Source organism: Diaphorobacter sp. MNS-0 (genome assembly GCF_019602835.1).
GTDB lineage: Bacteria > Pseudomonadota > Gammaproteobacteria > Burkholderiales > Burkholderiaceae_C > Diaphorobacter > Diaphorobacter nitroreducens.
The window spans coordinates 1,490,698-1,508,922 of sequence record NZ_CP080761.1 but is presented as its reverse complement, the minus strand read 5'-3'; the positions used below and the strand labels follow the sequence as shown (position 1 = coordinate 1,508,922).

Annotated in this window: 15 protein-coding genes and 1 tRNA gene; 7 read left to right on the top strand and 9 right to left on the bottom strand. The window is 64.2% G+C overall.

Translation table 11 applies throughout. The features are described from left to right. Positions 1-1,338: a TAXI family TRAP transporter solute-binding subunit gene (locus K2L43_RS07295; RefSeq protein WP_047351132.1), complete on the top strand. Its 1,338-nt coding sequence runs from the start codon at positions 1-3 to the stop codon at positions 1,336-1,338. Positions 1,339-1,367: 29 nt separating this feature from the next. Here K2L43_RS07295 and K2L43_RS07290 read toward each other — a convergent pair whose 3' ends face one another. Together K2L43_RS07290 and ettA are read right to left on the bottom strand one after the other, a co-directional pair. Further along, a complete protein-coding gene (locus K2L43_RS07290) occupies positions 1,368-3,596 on the bottom strand; it encodes a DUF1631 family protein (RefSeq protein WP_220638758.1) in 2,229 nt (742 codons plus the stop codon). A 57-nt stretch (positions 3,597-3,653) separates the two neighbouring features. Then, the gene (gene ettA, locus K2L43_RS07285) at positions 3,654-5,315 is read right to left on the bottom strand and encodes an energy-dependent translational throttle protein EttA (RefSeq protein ID WP_015912846.1); all 1,662 of its coding nucleotides are present in this window, start codon (positions 5,313-5,315) and stop codon (positions 3,654-3,656) included. 256 nt (positions 5,316-5,571) lie between these two features. Between ettA and K2L43_RS07280 the strand changes: the two genes are divergently transcribed. The 6 genes from K2L43_RS07280 (at position 5,572) to K2L43_RS07255 (ending at position 12,255) form a co-directional block, all read left to right on the top strand. Beyond that, positions 5,572-7,305 (top strand): DEAD/DEAH box helicase, encoded by a 1,734-nt coding sequence (locus K2L43_RS07280; protein WP_011805804.1) that lies wholly within the window; start codon positions 5,572-5,574, stop codon positions 7,303-7,305. Positions 7,306-7,441: 136 nt separating this feature from the next. Then, a complete protein-coding gene (locus K2L43_RS07275) occupies positions 7,442-9,262 on the top strand; it encodes a M14 family metallocarboxypeptidase (RefSeq protein ID WP_220638757.1) in 1,821 nt (606 codons plus the stop codon). Between the two features lie 210 nt (positions 9,263-9,472). Then, positions 9,473-9,549, top strand: a tRNA-Arg gene (locus K2L43_RS07270). A 404-nt stretch (positions 9,550-9,953) separates the two neighbouring features. Further along, on the top strand, positions 9,954-10,292 hold the full coding sequence (locus K2L43_RS07265; protein ID WP_015912731.1) for a transposase: 339 nt from the start codon (positions 9,954-9,956) through the stop codon (positions 10,290-10,292). Continuing rightward, a complete protein-coding gene (gene tnpB / locus K2L43_RS07260; RefSeq protein WP_015912732.1) occupies positions 10,289-10,621 on the top strand; it encodes an IS66 family insertion sequence element accessory protein TnpB in 333 nt (110 codons plus the stop codon). Before K2L43_RS07265 ends, tnpB begins: the two co-directional genes overlap by 4 nt. A gap of 80 nt (positions 10,622-10,701) precedes the next feature. Beyond that, on the top strand, positions 10,702-12,255 hold the full coding sequence (locus tag K2L43_RS07255) for an IS66 family transposase (RefSeq protein WP_015913892.1): 1,554 nt from the start codon (positions 10,702-10,704) through the stop codon (positions 12,253-12,255). On the opposite strand, the gene K2L43_RS07250 is transcribed toward K2L43_RS07255, so the two are convergent. From K2L43_RS07250 to K2L43_RS07220, 7 genes are all read right to left on the bottom strand, one after another. Continuing rightward, the gene (locus K2L43_RS07250) at positions 12,256-12,612 is read right to left on the bottom strand and encodes an integrase core domain-containing protein (protein ID WP_255580542.1); all 357 of its coding nucleotides are present in this window, start codon (positions 12,610-12,612) and stop codon (positions 12,256-12,258) included. A gap of 419 nt (positions 12,613-13,031) precedes the next feature. Next, positions 13,032-13,175: a hypothetical protein gene (locus K2L43_RS07245; protein WP_220638756.1), complete on the bottom strand. Its 144-nt coding sequence runs from the start codon at positions 13,173-13,175 to the stop codon at positions 13,032-13,034. 2 nt (positions 13,176-13,177) lie between these two features. After that, positions 13,178-14,878 (bottom strand): restriction endonuclease subunit S, encoded by a 1,701-nt coding sequence (locus tag K2L43_RS07240; protein WP_220638755.1) that lies wholly within the window; start codon positions 14,876-14,878, stop codon positions 13,178-13,180. An 11-nt stretch (positions 14,879-14,889) separates the two neighbouring features. Continuing rightward, positions 14,890-15,348 (bottom strand): hypothetical protein, encoded by a 459-nt coding sequence (locus tag K2L43_RS07235; RefSeq protein ID WP_011805807.1) that lies wholly within the window; start codon positions 15,346-15,348, stop codon positions 14,890-14,892. Beyond that, positions 15,341-15,928, bottom strand: coding sequence for a nucleotidyltransferase domain-containing protein (locus K2L43_RS07230; protein ID WP_011805808.1), 588 nt, complete (start codon positions 15,926-15,928; stop codon positions 15,341-15,343). Before K2L43_RS07230 ends, K2L43_RS07235 begins: the two co-directional genes overlap by 8 nt. Before the next feature lie 145 nt (positions 15,929-16,073). Continuing rightward, positions 16,074-17,552 carry a class I SAM-dependent DNA methyltransferase gene (locus tag K2L43_RS07225; RefSeq protein ID WP_220638754.1) on the bottom strand — a complete coding sequence of 493 codons (1,479 nt, stop codon included), beginning with the start codon at positions 17,550-17,552 and terminating at the stop codon, positions 16,074-16,076. 72 nt (positions 17,553-17,624) lie between these two features. Further along, a complete protein-coding gene (locus tag K2L43_RS07220; RefSeq protein ID WP_220638753.1) occupies positions 17,625-18,194 on the bottom strand; it encodes a hypothetical protein in 570 nt (189 codons plus the stop codon). Positions 18,195-18,225: the final 31 nt, after the last annotated feature.

Genomic DNA, 18,225 nt, shown 5'->3' with positions numbered 1-18,225 from the left:
ATGGGACAGATGTCACGCCGCCTGCGCATGGCGCTGCTGTCGCTGCGCGACCTGTTGGTGTCTGCCGGGCCGCTGGCGCTACTGGGCGCGGGCCTGGTGCTACTGGCCTATTGGTGGCTCAACCCCACGCCGCCGCGCACGGTGACGCTGGCCACCGGCCCCGCGCAGAGCGCCTACGAGGCCTTCGGCCAGCGCTATCGTGACGCACTGGCGGCAAGCGGGATCAACGTGGTCTTGCTGCCCAGCGATGGTTCGTCATCCAACCTGCAGTTGCTGCGCGATGGCCACGCCGACCTCGCCTTCGTGCAAGGTGGCACGGGTGAGTTGCGTCCCGAGGACAGTGATGAGCTGGTCTCGCTGGGCAGCCTCTTCGTGGAGCCCATCTGGCTGTTCTACCGCGGCGATGTGGCGCGCCGCATCCACCGATCGGCCCGGCTGGAGGGGCTGCACCAGCTGCGCGGGCTGCGCGTGAACGTCGGCTCGCCCGGCAGCGGCGTGCCAACGCTCATGGAGCGCCTGCTGGACGCCAACCACATTCCGCTGGATGCCCTCACGCTCACCCGTCTGGAGCAGACGCCCGCCACGGTGGCGTTCCTGGCGGGGCGGTTGGACGCCCTGGTGTTTGCCTCCGCCCCCGAGTCATTGATGGTGCAGATGCTGCTGCAAACGCCCGGCGTGCAGCTCATGCACTTCCCGCAAAACGAGGCCTACAGCCGCCGTTTTCCGTTCCTCACGCCGGTAGTGCTGCCACGCGGCGTGGTGGACCTGGCGGCCAACGTACCCCCGCGCGACGTACGGTTGGTGGCATCCACCACATCCCTGCTGGCGCGTGAAGGCACCCACCCCGCCCTGCTGCAATTATTTGCCCAGAGCGCGCAGGGCATCCATGGCAATGCGGGCTGGTTCAACCGTGCGCGCGAATTCCCCAGCACCCGGCACGCGGAACTGCCCATTGCCAAGGAGGGCGAGCGCGCCATCAACGAGCCGGCGCCGCTGATGCAGCGCTATCTGCCATTCTGGATCGCCAACCTCGTCGAGCGCATGTGGCTGGTACTGGGTATCTTGATTGCCATCATGCTGCCGCTATCGCGCGTGGTGCCGCCGCTGTACCAGTTCCGCGTGCGCTCGCGCGTGTTCCGCTGGTATGGGCATCTGCGCGACATCGAAGACGACATGGAACGAGGAGAGGCCACCCCCGACGCGCTGCGCGAACGGCTGGACCGCATGGAGGCGCAGGTGGAAAAAGTGAGCGTGCCACTGTCCTATGCCGACGAGCTCTACGCCCTGCGCAACCACATCCAACTGGTGCGCCGGCGCCTGCCACGCGCGGCAGGCTGAACGGCAGTCCCCGCGACCGGCGGAGCGCCCTAACGCAGCTTGGCCGGCTTGGTGCGCACGGCGCGCAAAGCGCGGTCCACCACCGGCTGGTCGGAAATCAGGCGGAATGCCCCGTCAGAGGACAGTTTGTCGATCATGCGCCGCGTCATGGACTGCGTGCTCGCGTCGGCTCCGGTGAACAAAAACAGCGTGTTGTGCGGGCTACACCAGGTGAGCTGGGTTCGCACCGCACGCTGGTTGGTGATGATTTCCACCCACTGGCCGATGCGCAATGCGGGCTGAGCCACTGCTCCGGCCATCGACGGGTCCGCCGCGGCGGCCGTATCGGAAGACAGCACATCGTCAGCGCGGGTTTCAGGGCTGACCTCTTCCGCCGGCGTGTCGCCGAAGACGCTCGCGGCTGCGTAGTTCAGCGCTTCACCCTGAAGCTGCGCCAAGCGCTGCGTCACTTCGGCAATACGCTCGATCGGGTGGTCAATGCTCTCCAGCCCACGCACCAACACCGGCACCATGTCGGCAATGGCCTGGCCCAGGCGCTCCGGGTCCGAGCGCAACTGCTCGGGCTGCGCGCAGCACAGCAGCAGCGGCACCAACGCCAGGTAGCCTCCGGGGTCTCCGCCGGTTTCTTGGGGCTGGCAGCTTTGCGCCTGCGCCACCACATCCGCCCACGGGCCGGTCACGAAGGCCAGCAGGTCGGCCGGCACCTTGTCCGCATCGGGCAGGCGGCGGAAGTCGGCGGCAATCTTCTCGGCCAGCAATTCCCGCTGCTCCCGCTGGAGCAGTTCGCGCTGCTGCGCTTCATGGCGCTCAAGCTGGCGACGCTCCTGCGCGGTCCAGGCCTTTTCCAGCGCCTTGAGCACTTGGGCGAACGGTGCGGCATCCCGGATCTCAATGGAAGCCAGGTGGCCTACGGCTTCGTTCACCAGCCGCATGAAGCGGCTGAAGGCGGGCCCATCCTCGGCGTTGAATGCCAGGCTGCGCTGGGTCAACTCGTCCAGCAGGCGCCGGGCGGGGTGCTGCTCATCCGTGAAGAACCGCGTGTCGTGCTGCACCAACTCCTTCAGCGCGGGCTCCAGGCTTTGCACGGCACGCTGCATGGGAGGCAGCAGCCGCGAATCCTGCGCAATGTTGTCCATCATGCGGCTCACGACCTCATGCGCCGTCCGCGTGGGGGATGCCGCCACCGGCGCATGTGCAGAGGTGCCGTTCCAGCCCGTCACCGGGACCGCAGCCCCTCCCGACAGACGGCCCACGATGCGTTCCAGCTGCGCAATGTCTTCCATTGCTTCCACCGCGGCCGGCGTGACGTACGCGTTGGCCGGAGTAGCTGCCGTATAGCCGCCGCGTGCATCGTAGGCGAAAGGGTCACCACCACCGGCCAGCATCTGGCGCAGGATACCCACCGTCAGCAGCGCTTCTTCGGCCTGCGGCGCCAAGGCCACGTTGCCCGAGGCGCCTCCCCAGCCTGCCCCGTAACCTTGGCCATAGGCGCTCGCGGCACCATATTCGCTGGCCGGCGCACCATAGGCCGAGGGCGGCGCGTAGCCCACGCCCATCTGGGAACTGTGGGCATATCCACCACCATGACTGCTACGCACACCCGGGGCTCCCGCCACCGCATAGCCCACGGGCTCGACGCCATGCTCGCGCAGGCTCTGGGCGGCGCGCTTATAGGCGCTTACCAGTTGCATGCCCAGCAGTTCGCGCATCTGGCTCATCCACAGCTGCCGCACTTCCCCACTTACACCGGTATCGCTCACCACTTGCTGCAGCGCGCGGATGTAGTTCTCGGGGCGGAAAGGGTTGCTCTCGGGTTGCACGCTGTGCAGGCCCTGCGCCGAACTGACGAGCGTGTTGAGTTCCGCCAGCGTTGCCTCTGTCGCCAGAGCGGCGATCTGCTGCGCCCGCGACAGCTCCACCTGGACCAGCACGTCGGCATCGTCCATGAGGGCGAGCTCGCCCAGGTCCATTCCGCCGGGCTGCCCGGCCCTCGTCTTCGCGGCCGAGGGGCCTTCGGCAAAAATCTCCAGCAAGGCCATGGGGTAGGCCTTGGGCAACGACGCCTCGTGCTGCTTGAGCAGGCGCAAGGCATCGCTGATCTGGGTACGCTTGTGAAGGTCGCGGGTGGAAGACTCCTGCGCCGTGAGCGCTTCGCGCGTACCAGTCACCAGCGCCTCCATCAGGGCCTCGCTGTCCCTGACGGCGTTGACAACGCAGGCGCGAAAAACCGTACGGGCGCGGGACGCGGAAAGGGACATGGTGGAGACGGACGAAGAATGGGCGGCGGTCCGCCCGATGCTACTACCTGTAAGTGCTTATTTGAGGGCCTTGTAGCGCATACGCTTCGGTTTCGCACCCTCTTCACCCAATCGTTTTTTCTTATCAGCTTCGTATTCTTGGTAATTGCCGTCAAAGAATACCCATTGGCTGTCGCCCTCGGCGGCCAGGATGTGCGTCGCGATACGGTCGAGGAACCAACGATCGTGGCTGATGACCAGCACGGTGCCAGCGTATTCCAGCAACGCGTCTTCCAGCGCACGCAGGGTTTCCACGTCCAGGTCGTTGGACGGTTCGTCCAGCAGCAGCACGTTGCCGCCCTGGATCAGCGTCTTGGCCAGGTGCAGGCGGCCGCGCTCGCCCCCGGACAGGTTGCCCACCTTCTTCTGCTGGTCCTGGCCGTTGAAGTTGAAGCGCCCGGCATAGGCGCGCGACGCCATTTGGAACTTGCCCACGTTGATGATGTCCAGCCCGCCGGAGATGTCCTCCCACACGGTCTTGTCATCGGCCAGTGCGTCGCGGTGCTGATCGACAAAGGCCATCTTCACGGTCTGACCGATTTCCACGGTACCGGAATCAGGTTGCTCCTTGCCCGCGATCAGCTTGAACAGGGTCGACTTGCCGGCACCGTTCGGGCCGATGATGCCGACGATGGCGCCGGCAGGGATGTTCATGCTCAGGTTGTCGATCAGCAGGCGGTCACCAAAGGCCTTGGAGACATTTTTGAATTCGATGACCTTAGAGCCCAGGCGATCCGCTACAGGAATGAAGATCTCCTGCGTTTCGTTGCGGCGCTGGTATTCGTAATCGCTCAGCTCTTCGAAGCGGGCAATACGCGCCTTGGACTTCGCCTGGCGGCCCTTGGCGTTCTGGCGCACCCACTCCAGTTCCTTTTTCAAAGCCTTGGCGCGAGCCTCCTCGCCTTTTTGCTCGGCTTCCAGACGGTTGCCCTTCTGGATCAGCCAGTCAGAGTAGTTGCCCTTGTAGGGGATGCCGTGGCCTCGGTCCAGTTCCAGAATCCACTCAGCGGCGTTGTCCAGGAAGTAGCGGTCGTGGGTGATCGCCACCACGGTACCGCTGAAGCGGTGCAGGAATTGCTCCAGCCAGTCCACGGACTCGGCGTCCAAGTGGTTGGTGGGTTCGTCCAGCAGCAGCATGTCGGGCTTGGACAGCAGCAGCTTGCACAGGGCCACGCGACGCTTTTCGCCACCCGATAGCTTGCCGATCACCGCATCCCACGCCGGCAGACGCAGCGCGTCGGCCGCAATTTCCAACTGGTGTTCGGAATCGGTACCGGCCGCGGCGATGATGGCTTCCAATTCACCCTGCTCTTTGGCCAGCGCGTCAAAGTCGGCATTCTCTTCCGCGTAAGCAGCGTATACCTCTTCCAGGCGGGCTTTGGCGTTGTTCACCTCGGCCATGGCTTCTTCCACGGCCTGGCGCACGGTGTGCTCGGGATTGAGTTGGGGCTCCTGGGGCAGGTAGCCGATCGACAGCCCGGGCATGGGCAGTGCCTCGCCTTCGAATTCCTTGTCCACGCCCGCCATGATCTTGAGCAGAGAGGACTTGCCGGAGCCGTTCAGGCCCAGCACGCCGATCTTGGCGCCCGGAAAGAAGCTAAGGGAAATGTCCTTCAAGATCTGCCGCTTGGGCGGCACGGTCTTGGTGACGTGGTTCATCGAGAAAACGTATTGGGCCATGGATTTATTCAGGAAACGGGCAGAAGAAGGCGCCAAAATTTTTTGCGCACAAACGCGGATTATCGGCGCATGCGACAATAGACCCCGTCTTGGGCTCCAGTTGCCCACGGCATCAGCCTAGACAAGCTGGGGACGAAGGAAGAATTTTCCGGGCTCCCACCCTTGCAATCATCTGCCTAACAAACTGGCTGGGCGGCCCGTAAAGTCGCCTGCGACAGGCCGATACCCAGCGCCCCGGATGGGCGCATCCAATTACATGACATTTGAAGAACTGAAGCTGGCGCCGGCCATTTTGCGGGCCGTGCAAGAACAAGGCTACGACAACCCGACCCCTATCCAGGCCCAGGCCATCCCGGCCGTCCTCGCTGGACACGACCTCCTCGCCGGCGCACAGACCGGCACTGGCAAGACCGCCGCGTTCACGCTGCCCATGCTGCACCGCCTGGCCGAAGGCCAAGCCCCACGCAGCCAGTTTGGCGGCAAGGGTGTGCGCGCCCTGGTGCTCACGCCCACGCGGGAGCTGGCAGCGCAGGTCGAAGAATCCGTGCGCGGCTACGGCAAATACCTGGATCTGAACTCCACTGTGATCTTCGGCGGCGTCGGTATGAACCCCCAGATCGAACGCATCAAGCGCGGCGTGGACGTGCTGGTGGCCACCCCTGGCCGCCTGCTGGACCTGCAGCAGCAAGGCTTCATGGACCTGTCCACCGTCGAGATCCTGGTGCTGGACGAAGCCGACCGCATGCTCGACATGGGCTTCATCCACGACGTGAAGAAGGTGCTGGCGCTGCTGCCCCAGTCCAAGCAAAGCCTGCTGTTCTCGGCCACGTTCAGCGACGACATCCGTGAACTGGCCAACTCACTGCTCAAGAACCCGCAGAGCATCCAGGTCACCCCGCGCAACACCACGGTGCAACGCATCAGCCAGGTGATCCACCCCGTGGGGCGCGGCAAGAAGAAGCAGGTGCTGCTGCACATCATCCAGGAGCACGACTGGAGCCAGGTGCTGGTGTTCACGCGCACCAAGTTCGGCGCCAACAACGTGGCCGAGTACCTGACCAAGAACGGCGTTTCGGCCATGGCGCTGCATGGCAACAAGAGCCAGAGCGCCCGCACCCAGGCGCTGGAGGGCTTCAAGACGGGCCAGATCCGTGCCCTGGTGGCTACCGACATCGCGGCACGCGGCATCGACATCGACGACCTGCCGCACGTCGTGAACTACGAAATCCCCAACGTGCCCGAGGACTATGTGCACCGCATCGGCCGCACGGGCCGCGCCGGCCGCGAGGGCCATGCCGTGAGCCTCGTCTGCATGGACGAGGAAGGTTTCATGATGGAGATCGAGCGCTTCACCAAGCAGGAAATCCCCGTGCAGGTGATCGACGGCTTTGGCCCGGACGAGGGAGAGAAGGCCGAGCCCATCGCCATGGGCCGCCAGACCATCTGGGGCGGCGCGGGCAAGCCGCCCAGCCGCGAAGTCATGCAGGCCGCGGCCAAGGCGGCACGCCAGGAGATGATGGAGCGCATCCGCACCAACAAGGCGGCCACTGGCGGCCAGCGCGGTTCGCGCCAAGGCGGTGGCCAGGGCGAAGGCCAGCAGCGCGCCGGGGGTCAGAACGGCAGCGGGGGCCGCGGCGGCAACGCAGGCAATGCAGGCCGTCCTGCCGGTCCACGTGATCAGCAACGTCCGCAGAACACGGCCGGTGGCCGCCGCCGCGGCGGTCCCGCGGGTGCAGGCAATGGCGGCGGTAATGGCGGAAATCGCCGTTTCGACGACAGCCAGCCTCGCAGCGAGAACGCCCACCTGGGCACGCAGCTCGGCAACATTGGCATCGGCCCACGCCATGGCAGCGGCCGTGCCAGCCAGCCGGACCCCATGCGCACCAGCGTGGACAGCATGGCGGACCGCGGGCGTCGGGGCGGCTTCGGCCGTGGCAACGGCGGCGGCGGTGGTGGCCGCGGCCCACGCGGTGGCGGCTTCGGCCGCTGAGACCTTCACGACAACAGAAAGCCCGGCACAGCCGGGCTTTTTTCCATGGCCCCTGAGCCAACCACCCCGCCGCACGCGCAGGACATCAAAGCTGCCAGGTAACATCCGCCCCAGCACCACTTCCGCCACGCCCACCATGACGCCGAAGAATCTGCTCACCCACACTTACGCGCTGCCAATCGCCGCAATCGCAGCACGGCACCGCGCTACCGCGCTGCTGGGCGCATTCCTGCTGTCCGCCTGCTCCAGCACGCCCCTGCCTCCGTGGCCCGCGCAGTCCTCCCCCCCCACGCCCACTGGTCCGCAAACGTCCCGCGCCGTACCGCCGCCGCTGGGAACAGTGCAGCGTGGCGAAGTCGTGCCCAGCCCGGTCACGGTAACGCCCGTCGCCCCGGCCACCGAGCCGGCCTCCACCGCGCTCCCCTACAGCGCGGCTGTCGCGGCACGCTTTCCCGCGCCTTCCGTGCGGTACGAAACGCCGGGGCTCGCCGAGGGGCGCCAGGCTTTCACCACCAACGCCGAACTCACCCAATGGCTGCGTAATCTGGCCACGGCGCAGCGCGGCACGACCCGCGTGCAGATGCTCGACCTGGGGGTATCGCAGCGCGGCACGCCCTTGCACGGCCTGGTGCTGACCCGCGCGGCTGGCACCGACGTGGCCGCACTGGACGCCAGCCGCCGCCCCACGGTGCTGCTGCTTGGGCAGCAACATGGCGACGAGCCCGCCGGCAGCGAGGCATTGCTCGTACTGGCGCGCGAACTGGCACAGGGTCTGCTGGAGCCCATGCTGGAGCGCATCAACGTGATCGTCGTTCCCCGCGCGAATCCCGACGGAGCCGAGGCCGGCACACGAGCCACGTCCAACGGCATCGACATGAACCGGGACCACCTGCTTTTGCAGACTCCGGAGGCCCAGGCACTCGCCAAACTGGTGCGCAACTATCGCCCGATCGCCATTTTCGATGCGCATGAATACACCGTCACCGGACGGTTCCTCGAGAAATTCCATGCCATCCAACGCTACGACGTGCTGCTGCAGCACGCAACGACGGCTAACCTGCCGGAATTCATGACCAAGGCAGCTCTGGAATGGTTCCACCACCCCATGATCAGGGCCCTGGAAGCGGAAGGCCTGAGCCAGGAGTGGTACTACACCACCTCGACCCGCGCCGAAGACCTTCGCCTGTCCATGGGAGGGACGCAACCCGATACCTGCCGCAACGTGAATGGTCTGAAGAACGCCGTCAGCATGCTCGTGGAAACGCGCGGCGTGGGCATTGGCCGCACCCACATCCAGCGGCGCGTGCACTCGCAGGTGACGGCCCTCACCAGTGCACTGCGCAGCACCGTGGACCGCGCCGCCGACTTGGAGCAGGTGCGCTCCTATGAAGCGCGGGACATTGCCTCCCAGGCATGCCGCGGCGAGATCGTGGTGGAAGCCACGCAAACCCCTGGCCAGCGCGACCTGGTCATGCTGGACCCACAGACCGGCGCAGACCGGACCCTGCGCGTGGATTGGAATTCCTCGCTGCAACTCAAGCCGGTCAAAAAACGCCACCGTCCCTGCGGTTATTGGTTGGCAAGCGGCGCAACGGATGCAGTGGAGCGCCTGAAGCTGCTGGGCATCCAGGTGATGCACGTCGCCGAGGCGGGCTCCGTACTGGCCGACATCTATGAGGAAACCAGCCGGGAGAGCTCCGAGCGAGAGGACGTGCGCGGAGCCATCCCTGGCGCCCGCCCGATCATCCGCGCCACCGTGACCCCCATGCGCAGCGCCATCGACGTGCCGGGGGGCAGCTATTACGTGTCTCTCAACCAGCCCTTGGCCAATCTGGCCGTGGCAGCGCTGGAGCCCGATACGCAGAACAGCTATTTCGCCAACCATGTCATCGGCCAGCTCGGCGATGTGGCACGGGTCATGGCACCTCCATCGCTGGTGTTTGAGGAGATGGACTGAAGAGCACGCCAGACTGCGGCCACTCTTTAAATGATAGCTGCTTGCGCTTGCTGGATAAGCGCTAAAGGCATATTTGGCATCATACAAAGCACCCGCATGCCGTCTTCTATTTCATGGGCTGCGCAGGCTGGCGCGGAAGCGCTCCGGGCGCCTGTATGATCCTGCACTCCGAGCGCGCACATCACCGCGCGCACCGCATACCTGCATCATCTGCCCGTAGCTCAACCGGATAGAGCAATTGCCTTCTAAGCAATAGGTCGGGGGTTCGAGTCCCTCCGGGCAGGCCAAAACAGACCTCCAAAAAATCTCACGACCTTTTAGAGCCCGCATGCTTCCTAGCGTTGCGGGTTTTTTGTTTTCTCAAGCCGTCTCGCGTACCGTGACATACCAACAAATAGTTGGTACTTTTGCCGGCATCTCCACATACCGTATTGACCCAGCAGAAACTGCACAGGTCACAGGTCACAGGTCACAGGTCACAGGTCACAGGTCACAGGTCACAGGTCACAGGTCATGCCGCTAATGCGAATGCCTCAGCGGGGGTTCTCACGTTCAGCGCCTGGTGCGGGCACCGGTGGTTGTAGAAATGGATCCAGTCCCCGATCAGGCGTAAGCGCACGGTCATCCCACCCTTGAGGGCGGCGGCGTAAGCGGCAACGATGGTGTCCACCAAACCAGATAGGTGGACACCATGACCGAAGCCCAGAACAAGACCCGTCGGCGCCACAGCGCCGAGCTCAAGCAGCAGATCCTGGCCGAGTGCGCCCAGCCCGGTGCATCGGTGGCCAGCGTGGCGCTCTCGCACGGCATCAACGCCAACGTCGTGCACAAATGGCGCCGACTGGCCCATGCCCCCAGCACAGATATGCAAGTTCCCACCTTCGTGCCGGTGACGCTGCCTGCGCCCAGCTGTGCGCCGGCCCCAGACATCCGCATCGAGTTGCGCCGTGGCGCTACCAGCATCTCGCTGACCTGGCCGGTCTGCGCGGCCGAGCACTGCGCGGCCTGGATGCGGGACCTGCTCAAGTGATCCGCATCGACGCCCTGTGGCTGGCTACCGAGCCGCTGGACATGCGTGCCGGCACAGACACCGCGCTGGCCCGTGTGGTGGCCGTCTTCGGTGCTGCGCGTCCGCATCACGCCTACCTGTTTGCCAACCGGAGAGCCAGCCGCATGAAGGTGTTGGTGCACGACGGCATTGGGGTGTGGCTGGCGGCGCGGCGCCTGAACAGCGGCAAGTTCGTCTGGCCGCGTGACGGTGCGTTGACCACCACGCTCAGCCGCTCGCAGTTCGACGCTCTGGTGCTCGGGTTGCCTTGGCAGCGCCTGGGCGATGGTGGCCTCATCACCGTGCTCTGAATCTGATCGCTGACATGCGGCCTGCCAATCGGTGCATGTGCCAATGGCGTGGCGTTACCGGCGCTGGCACAGTCATGCCCATGGTCGTAGAGCCGCAATCCCTGGATAGTCTGAGTCCCGAGCAATTGCGCTCGGCGCTGCTGTCCATGCTGCAAGCCGCTGCTGCCAAGGACCAGGAGCTTGCCTTCAAGCAGACCCTCATCGACAAGCTCACGCACGAGAACGCGCTCTTGAAGCGCATGAAGTTCGCCGCCCAATCAGAGCGCTTCAGCCCTGAGCAGAAGAGCCTGCTCGACGACGAGATCGAAGCGGACCTGGCGGCCGTGGCCAGCGAGATCGACGCGCTGGCGCAGACGCAAGCACCGGCCACCCCCGAGAAGAGACAGGCCAAGCGGATGCCCTTGCCGGCGCACCTGCCACGCCGCGAGATCCGCCACGAACCCACGTCCACCACGTGCGCGTGTGGCTGCCAGATGAAACGCGTGGGCGAGGACGTGGCCGAGAAGCTGGACTATGTGCCCGGCGTCTTCAGTGTCGAGCGCCACATCCGCGGCAAGTGGGCCTGCGCCCGGTGCGAGACCATTCAACAAGCGCCGGTCGAGGCGCACGTCATCGACAAAGGTATCCCCACCACCGGCCTGCTGGCCCAGGTGCTGGTGGGCAAGTACGCCGATCACCTGCCGCTGTACCGGCAGGAGGCGATCTTCGGCCGCGCTGGCCTGGCCATCCCTCGCTCGACCCTGGCGCAGTGGGTGGGCACCTGCGGGGTGCGGCTGCAGCCGCTGGTCGATGCCCTGAAGACCGAGATCCTCAGCCACCGGGTGCTACACGCCGATGAGACGCCGGTGGCCATGCTCAAGCCCGGCGATGGCAAGACGCACCGCGCCTACCTCTGGGCCTATGCGCCGGGGGCCTTCGAGAGCATCAAGGCTGTGGTCTACGACTTCTGCGAATCCCGCTCGGGCGAACACGCCCGGCGCTTCCTGGGCCACGGCACCGACAAGGCCTGGAAGGGCTGCCTGACCTGCGACGACTTCAGCGGCTACAAGGCCTTGATCGCCAGCGGCGTGACCGAGGTGGGCTGTCTGGCCCATGCCCGGCGCAAGTTCTTCGACCTGCACGCGGCCAACCAGAGCCAGATCGCCGAGTTCGCCCTGCAGCAGTTCGCCCGGGTCTATGAGATCGAGCGGGACGTCAAAGAGCTGGACACCGAGCAACGGCAAGCCGTTCGGCAGCAGCAGACCCGGCCGATCCTGGACGCTCTTAACGAGTGGATGACGCTGCAACGGCGCCAGGTGCCCGACGGATCAGCAACCGCCAAGGCGCTGGACTACAGCCTGCGGCGCTGGGATGCGCTGACCCGATTCGTGGATGACGGACAACTGCCGGTCGACAACAACTGGATCGAGAACCAGATCCGGCCCATTGCCATCGGTCGTAACAACTGGCTGTTTGCCGGCAGCCTGCGTGCGGGCCAGCGAGCGGCCGCCGTCATGAGCCTGATCCAGTCGGCCCGTATGAACGGGCACGACCCGTATGCCTACCTCAAGGACGTGCTCACGCGACTGCCCACGCACAAGGCCAGCCGCATCGTCGAGCTCCTGCCACACCGCTGGAAACCCGCCGACGCCTGATCACCGGCCTCGGTAGGCCTGGGTTTGCCGGACGCTTACGATCAGGCGACTGGCATGCTGCAGCGAGTCGAAGCGATGCCGATGCACGCACTTGAGCGTGCGGATCACCCGCTCGACCAGACCGTTCTGCTCAGGGCTGTGCGGCGTGATGAATTCTTGACGCAGTCCGTAGCTTCCCAGGGCCGTGAAGCTGCGGCTGGTGAAGACCAACCCATTGTCCGAACGCAGCAGGAACGGCTCGGGTACCACCGCTTGGCCTTCTTGCAGGCGCACCAGGTCAGGCGCCCTCAACTCCTTGCCCACCACCAGCACACCCGCCTGCTGCGCCACATGCACCACGGCCGCCAGGTTTTCCACACAGGGGCATGGCCCATGGTCCATCCATCGGCCAACAGCCAGTAACGCGACCGCTCCATGCCGTCCAGCCCTGCGATGGTTTCCTCATAGACCAGACACAGTGGACCATCCGCACCTGGCCCTACCGGGGTGCCGTAGGCTTTCCAGACGGACAAATAGCGTTGCACGTCCGGCGCTTCCGCCTTGCGCGCCTGCAGCCAAGGTCCGTATCGGGCGGGGTGCTTGTAATGGTCTACAACCAAGTGCGGCGGCACATCCTCCCTGCCGTCCAACCAATCCCTGCGCAGATTCAAATAACCTGCCGCCCAATCCAGCAATGCCGGAGTCAGCTTGGGCTTGAGTTGCTCAGGCGACGAGCAATCGGCCATACCCAGCTCAGGCTTGGCCTGGGCGATAGCGGCGGGCACCAGGCGAATGATCTACTGCCGAGGCACGCCATGCGCCTCAAAGGCAAGGATCAGGCGCTGAGCCGCACGACGGGCCGGGTCGCGCCTGCCCCGCCACCAGTCCCAGCCCTTGCTGAGCACACCCCACAGGCCCGTGGCTTCGCCTACCCAAGACATGGTCAGGCGACCTCTTGCACCAGCGCCTCGGCCAGACGGGCCTGCACGGACTGACGTTCGGCCAGGCGCTGGCGCAGGTTGGCGCACAGGCGGCGCAGGGCGGTGACGCGGGTGACGATGCGGGATTGTTCGGCCAGGGGTGGCACTGGAAATGCGCAATCTTTTAACTGCGTCATGTTGATCGAAGCCAAATTGGTTGTTTGCTTTGCAGAGGAAGCGAAATAGCTCCGGGCCACCGCCGAGTTGAGAAAAAGCTCTGCCCAAACGGCATTCCAGTCACTCGTGATCCCTCGTGCTTTAAACACATGGTTCTGATGCAAGCATGTTGTGATTTCATCGCGCCAAATGGCTGTTCGTCCCACCTTGTCCCAGTCGCCACCTTCGGTGATGAGCAAATCCCCCTTTTGCAGCTGATAACGGGGCAGTTCAGTCTGATCAACAACAACTTCCTTCATGGAAGTGAGGTCTAAGCGCCACCGCTGAACATTCGCAACACGCAGATATGGCAAAGACACAGGCTTGGTCAAAGGCGTCTTTCGCCCAAGCGTGACGCCACTGGAAACCGAGACAACATCCCCAAACCTCACCCACTCCCACCCAACAGGCAACTCAAACGGTTTTTCCTCGTCGGTGATGGGCGGCAGGGGTTTGTCGCGTTTGATCTTCCCCTCGGCGATGAGGCGGTCTTTTTCGGCGCGGATTTTTTGCAGCAGGGCGCTGGCGGGTTCGTCGGTGGGGTCTTGGGGCACGAGCAGGCCGCGCACGGCCAGTTGCAGCAGGGTTTGCTCCAGGGCGTCGATGGCTTCGGGGCGGTCCAGCAGCAGGTCGAAGTGCTGGGCCACGCGCTGCCAGTGGGCGGCCAGCTCTTCAGGCGTGGTGCTGGCGGTGAGCGTGCCCAGCAGGGTGCTGACCAGTTGGGCGTGTTGCGCGGCCTCCAGCCGGTCCTTGGCCTCCAGCGCATCGCACAGGCGCATGAGGGCTTCGACACGGTTTGCGATACGGGATTGTTCAGCGAGGGGCGGTACTGGAATTGGTATCAGTTGCAAACGAGCAGATTTGATTCCTTGGGCTGTTACGCCAGTAGCTTGGTCTGAGAACACACCTTGCATCCAGGGCGACCGGAGAAATGTTGAGAGCGCACCGGACATTTGGGGCTCGTACAGTCCAAAACAGATGACGCGCTGGGCGAGTGCAAAGCGTTCTTCAATATCAATTGCAGCGACATTTCCAAGCGGGGCTTCGGTTGTGAACAACAGATCACCGACTTTCGGGAATCCGCGAGTCATCCAGCCAGCGTAAGCCGCTTCAGCAATGAATTCGCGCGGCAAACGGTTGATGAACCCTTGCCGAACATTTTTTGCGGTGATCAGTGGAATACCTGACTCGGTCTTCGTCGGCGTTTTGCCGCGATAGTCGATGAAGTTTGCAAGTTGGCCAAGCCGCACCCACTCCCACCCCTGCGGCAACCCAAACGGCTTTTCCTCCTCCGCAATCTCCGCCAGCGGCTTGTCCCGCTTGATCTTGCCCTCGGCGATCAGCCGATCTTTCTCCGCCCGAATCTTCTGCAGCAGCACGCTCGCCGGTTCATCGGCCGGGTCTTGCGGCACCAGCTTGCCTTGCACGGCCAGGGTGAGGATGAGTTCGCGCAACTTGGCGACGCCACCGGGGGCGGTGGCGATTAGCTCCATATTTGATAGCAGCATGCGCTTGCTCCTCAAGCGCCAGAGGCGTTTTTGTTCAATAACGGGGCCAGCTTGTGCTGCGCCAGCTCGCTGAGCGTTTGGGCCTGTTGCAGGCATTCGCGCAGGGTTTGCTCGGTGACCAGCTCGCCGTCGTAGTCGCTCAGGTTGCGCTGTTTGCGCAGGGCATCGAGCACGCGCACGGTGGCGGGGCTGACGCCCAGGGTGTGCACCAGGCAGCCGATGGTGGTTTGGTGGTGGCCGGGCTTGCTGGTGGAGGTGCGCCAGCCTTGGGCGTGCAAAGCGGCGTCGGCCAGGGCGCGGATGGCGGTGTAGGCGCAGTCAAAGCGCGTTTCCGTGCTGTTGTCGGTGCGCTGTGCGTCTTGCAGGCGGGTGTGGGCGGTGGCCAGCATTTTTTGCAGCAGGGCGGCAGAAAACGGCACCTTGTCGAGCATGCCAATGCGGGCCAGGTTGTTGAGTTCTTCTTCAGGCATCGAGGGTTCCGGTCAGCAAAATTCGGGGCTTGGCCAGCAGCTCTTGCACAAAGGGGTGGCCTTCGGCGCGTTTGGCGGCCCATTCGGTGGGGGTCATGACCTTGGGGTTGATGTCGCGCCCCAGCTGGGTCTGGGCGGCGTAGGTGGCTTCCACCACCTGGGCAAAGCTGGCGCTGCCCACCACCAGCACATCCACATCGCTGCCTGCGTGGGCGCTGCCGCTGGCCATGGAGCCAAACACAAAGGCCAGCGCCACCTGGTCGCCCAGCGGCTGCAGGGCCTGGCGCAGCACATCAGCCAGGCCAGTGGTTTTGCGGATGAGGGCTTGCAGCTCGGCAAACACGGGGTGGCTTTGGTTGGCCTGGAACTGCACCTGGTTGCCTACGCGCTCGCTGGTGAGCAGGCCCACATGGCACAGCGCGTCCAGCTCTTTTTTCAGGGTGCCGGGGGCGGCCTGTGTTTGCCGAGACAGTTCGCGCAGGTGCATTTTTTGGTCGGGCTGCATCAGCAGCAAGGCCAGCACTTTGCGGCGGTACTGGTTGGGGAACAGCAGCTCGGCCAGGGTGGGTGGTGTTTTCAAAATGGAAACGAATGTTTTCTTTTAGAGAACAAATTATGCGTTCCGGCGCATGAATGTCCAGCCCCCCGGCGCCCCCCCAACGTGGCTCAGGGGCTTGGCGGGTGCACGAACTGCTCTTTTTTTGATAGCTACTAGCGCTTGTCCTTCAAGCGCTAGCGGCTGTTTTTGCCAAAGACTGGGCCAGGATGCCCTTGAGCTCATCGCGCAGGGCCTGGGCCTCGGCCTGCAGGCGGGCGTAGTCGGCCAGCAGCGCGTCGGGGTCGTGGCTTTGCTGTTCGCCGATGTGGGGGTTCTTCTGGTCCAGGTTGTAGCCTGCGGCCTTGATCTGGTCGATGCCGACCTTCCAGGCCCGTTCGTTTTCCACGCGGGCGGCAAAGCCGTCCTGCTCGGTGCCCCACCAGGCTTTCTCGGCGTCGAACTCGTCGATGCGGATGGGTTTGGTCTTGTTGTAGGTTTTGACGCCCTGGGGGTAGGGGTGTTCGTAGTACCAAATGTGCTGGGTGGGCTGGCCCTTGGTGAAGAACAGCAAGTTGGTTTTGATGCCGGTGTAGGGCGCAAACACGCCGTTGGGCAGGCGCACGATGGTGTGCAGGTTGCAGTGCTGCAGCAGTTGCTCTTTGATGCGGGCCTTGACGCCTTCGCCAAACAAAAAGCCATCGGGCAGCACCACGGCGGCGCGGCCGCCGGGTTTGAGCAGGTGCTGGATGAGCACGAGGAAGAGGTCGGCGGTTTCCTTGGTGCGCACGTCGGCGGGGAAGCCCGCCTCGATGCCCGGCTCTTCAATGCCGCCAAAGGGCGGGTTGGTGAGGATGACGTTGACGCGGTCTGCCGCCGTGTAGTCGCGCAGCGGGCGGGCCAGGGTGTTGTCGTGCACGATCTGGCTGGGCACTTCAATGCCGTGCAGCAGCAGGTTGGTAACGCACAGCATGTGCGGGAGCTGCTTTTTCTCTACACCCCGAATGCTGTTTTGCAGCACGGCTTCTTGCTCTGCGTTGTGCACTTGTTTGCGCAGGTGTTCGATGGCGCAGACGAGGAAGCCGCCGGTGCCGGTGGCGGGGTCCATCACGCTTTCGCCCAACTGGGGGTTGGTCATGTCCACCATGAATTGGGTGACGGCGCGGGGGGTGTAGAACTCGCCCGCGTTGCCCGCGCTTTGCAGGTCGCGCAGGATCTTTTCGTACAGGTCGTTGAACTGGTGGCGTTCGGCCTGGCGGTTGAAGTCGATGGCGTTGAGTTTGTTGACCACCTGGCGCAGCAGGTGGCCGCTTTTCATGTAGTTATAGGCGTCTTCAAACACGCCGCGCACCACGAAGCCGCGTGGGTTGCGTTGTGGGTCGGCGCTCAGGCCCTTGAGGGCGGGGAAGAGTTGCTTGTCCACAAAGTCGAGCAGCGCGTCGCCCGTCATGCCCTCGGGGTCGGCCGCCCAGTGGCGCCAGCGCAGGTGCTCGGCAATGGGGCTTTGGTAGTCGTCGCGGGTGAGTTCGAGTTCTTCTTCCAGAGCGTCGAACACCTTGAGGAACAGCAGCCAGGTGAGCTGGCTGATGCGCTGGGCGTCGCCATCCACGCCAGAGTCCTGGCGCATGATGTCTTGGATGGATTTGATCACGGGGGTGAGGTTGGACATGGGGTGCAAAATTTAAGTCAAAACAGGCTCTAGCGCTTATGGGATAAGCGCTATTAGCTATCATTTTATGAGCTACTGCGCCACTGTTTCGGGCGGTGTCCGGGGCAACAGGCGGTCGCGATAAAGCGTCCCTTGGGCACGGCAGGCGGCGAGTTGCTCTTTGAAGCTGCTCCGGTAGTTTGGCCCCAGCCAGGCGCCAAAGCCCACCAACCCGTCGCAGATGACCTGCCCTTGAAACACCAGCAGACCGCAGGAGATGACGGCACCGCTGCTGCCAAGCATTTCTTTGAGGGGCGTGGTCAGCGTCTTGATGGCATACCCCGCATTCGTCTCATGGGGCTCCAGAAAGTGGCTGTGTATGGCGGTGTCGTTGACATAGATCCAGTTGTCAACGCGCAGCGTGTGCACGGCTTGCAGCACGTCGTCGGCACAGAAGCGGCCCTGGTCCTGCAGTTGTGCCAGCGCTTGCTGCAAAAGCGCAGGGTTGGCATACAGGGCATCGCGTGCCGCGGTCAGTTGCGCCACCAGGTTCGCCTTGCGCTTGGTGGTGGGGATGGTTTCGAGCAGGCTTTGGTAGTTGGCAATGAAGTGCCGTGCCGCTGCAGGGTCGATGCATTTTTTGTTCGTCATAGGGGTTTCCAACGCGGCTCTTGAGAGGCTGGCGTTTGTCTGA

Excerpts from the sequence above, each read along its gene's own strand:
- K2L43_RS07295 (WP_047351132.1), top strand. The coding sequence starts at position 1 with ATGGGACAGATGTCACGCCGCCTGCGCATGGCGCTGCTGTCGCTGCGC.
- K2L43_RS07290 (WP_220638758.1), bottom strand. The coding sequence starts at position 3,596 with ATGTCCCTTTCCGCGTCCCGCGCCCGTACGGTTTTTCGCGCCTGCGTT.
- ettA (WP_015912846.1), bottom strand. The coding sequence starts at position 5,315 with ATGGCCCAATACGTTTTCTCGATGAACCACGTCACCAAGACCGTGCCG.
- K2L43_RS07280 (WP_011805804.1), top strand. The coding sequence starts at position 5,572 with ATGACATTTGAAGAACTGAAGCTGGCGCCGGCCATTTTGCGGGCCGTG.
- K2L43_RS07275 (WP_220638757.1), top strand. The coding sequence starts at position 7,442 with ATGACGCCGAAGAATCTGCTCACCCACACTTACGCGCTGCCAATCGCC.
- K2L43_RS07265 (WP_015912731.1), top strand. The coding sequence starts at position 9,954 with ATGACCGAAGCCCAGAACAAGACCCGTCGGCGCCACAGCGCCGAGCTC.
- K2L43_RS07255 (WP_015913892.1), top strand. The coding sequence starts at position 10,702 with ATGGTCGTAGAGCCGCAATCCCTGGATAGTCTGAGTCCCGAGCAATTG.
- K2L43_RS07245 (WP_220638756.1), bottom strand. The coding sequence starts at position 13,175 with ATGTCTTGGGTAGGCGAAGCCACGGGCCTGTGGGGTGTGCTCAGCAAG.
- K2L43_RS07240 (WP_220638755.1), bottom strand. The coding sequence starts at position 14,878 with ATGCTGCTATCAAATATGGAGCTAATCGCCACCGCCCCCGGTGGCGTC.
- K2L43_RS07235 (WP_011805807.1), bottom strand. The coding sequence starts at position 15,348 with ATGCCTGAAGAAGAACTCAACAACCTGGCCCGCATTGGCATGCTCGAC.
- K2L43_RS07225 (WP_220638754.1), bottom strand. The coding sequence starts at position 17,552 with ATGTCCAACCTCACCCCCGTGATCAAATCCATCCAAGACATCATGCGC.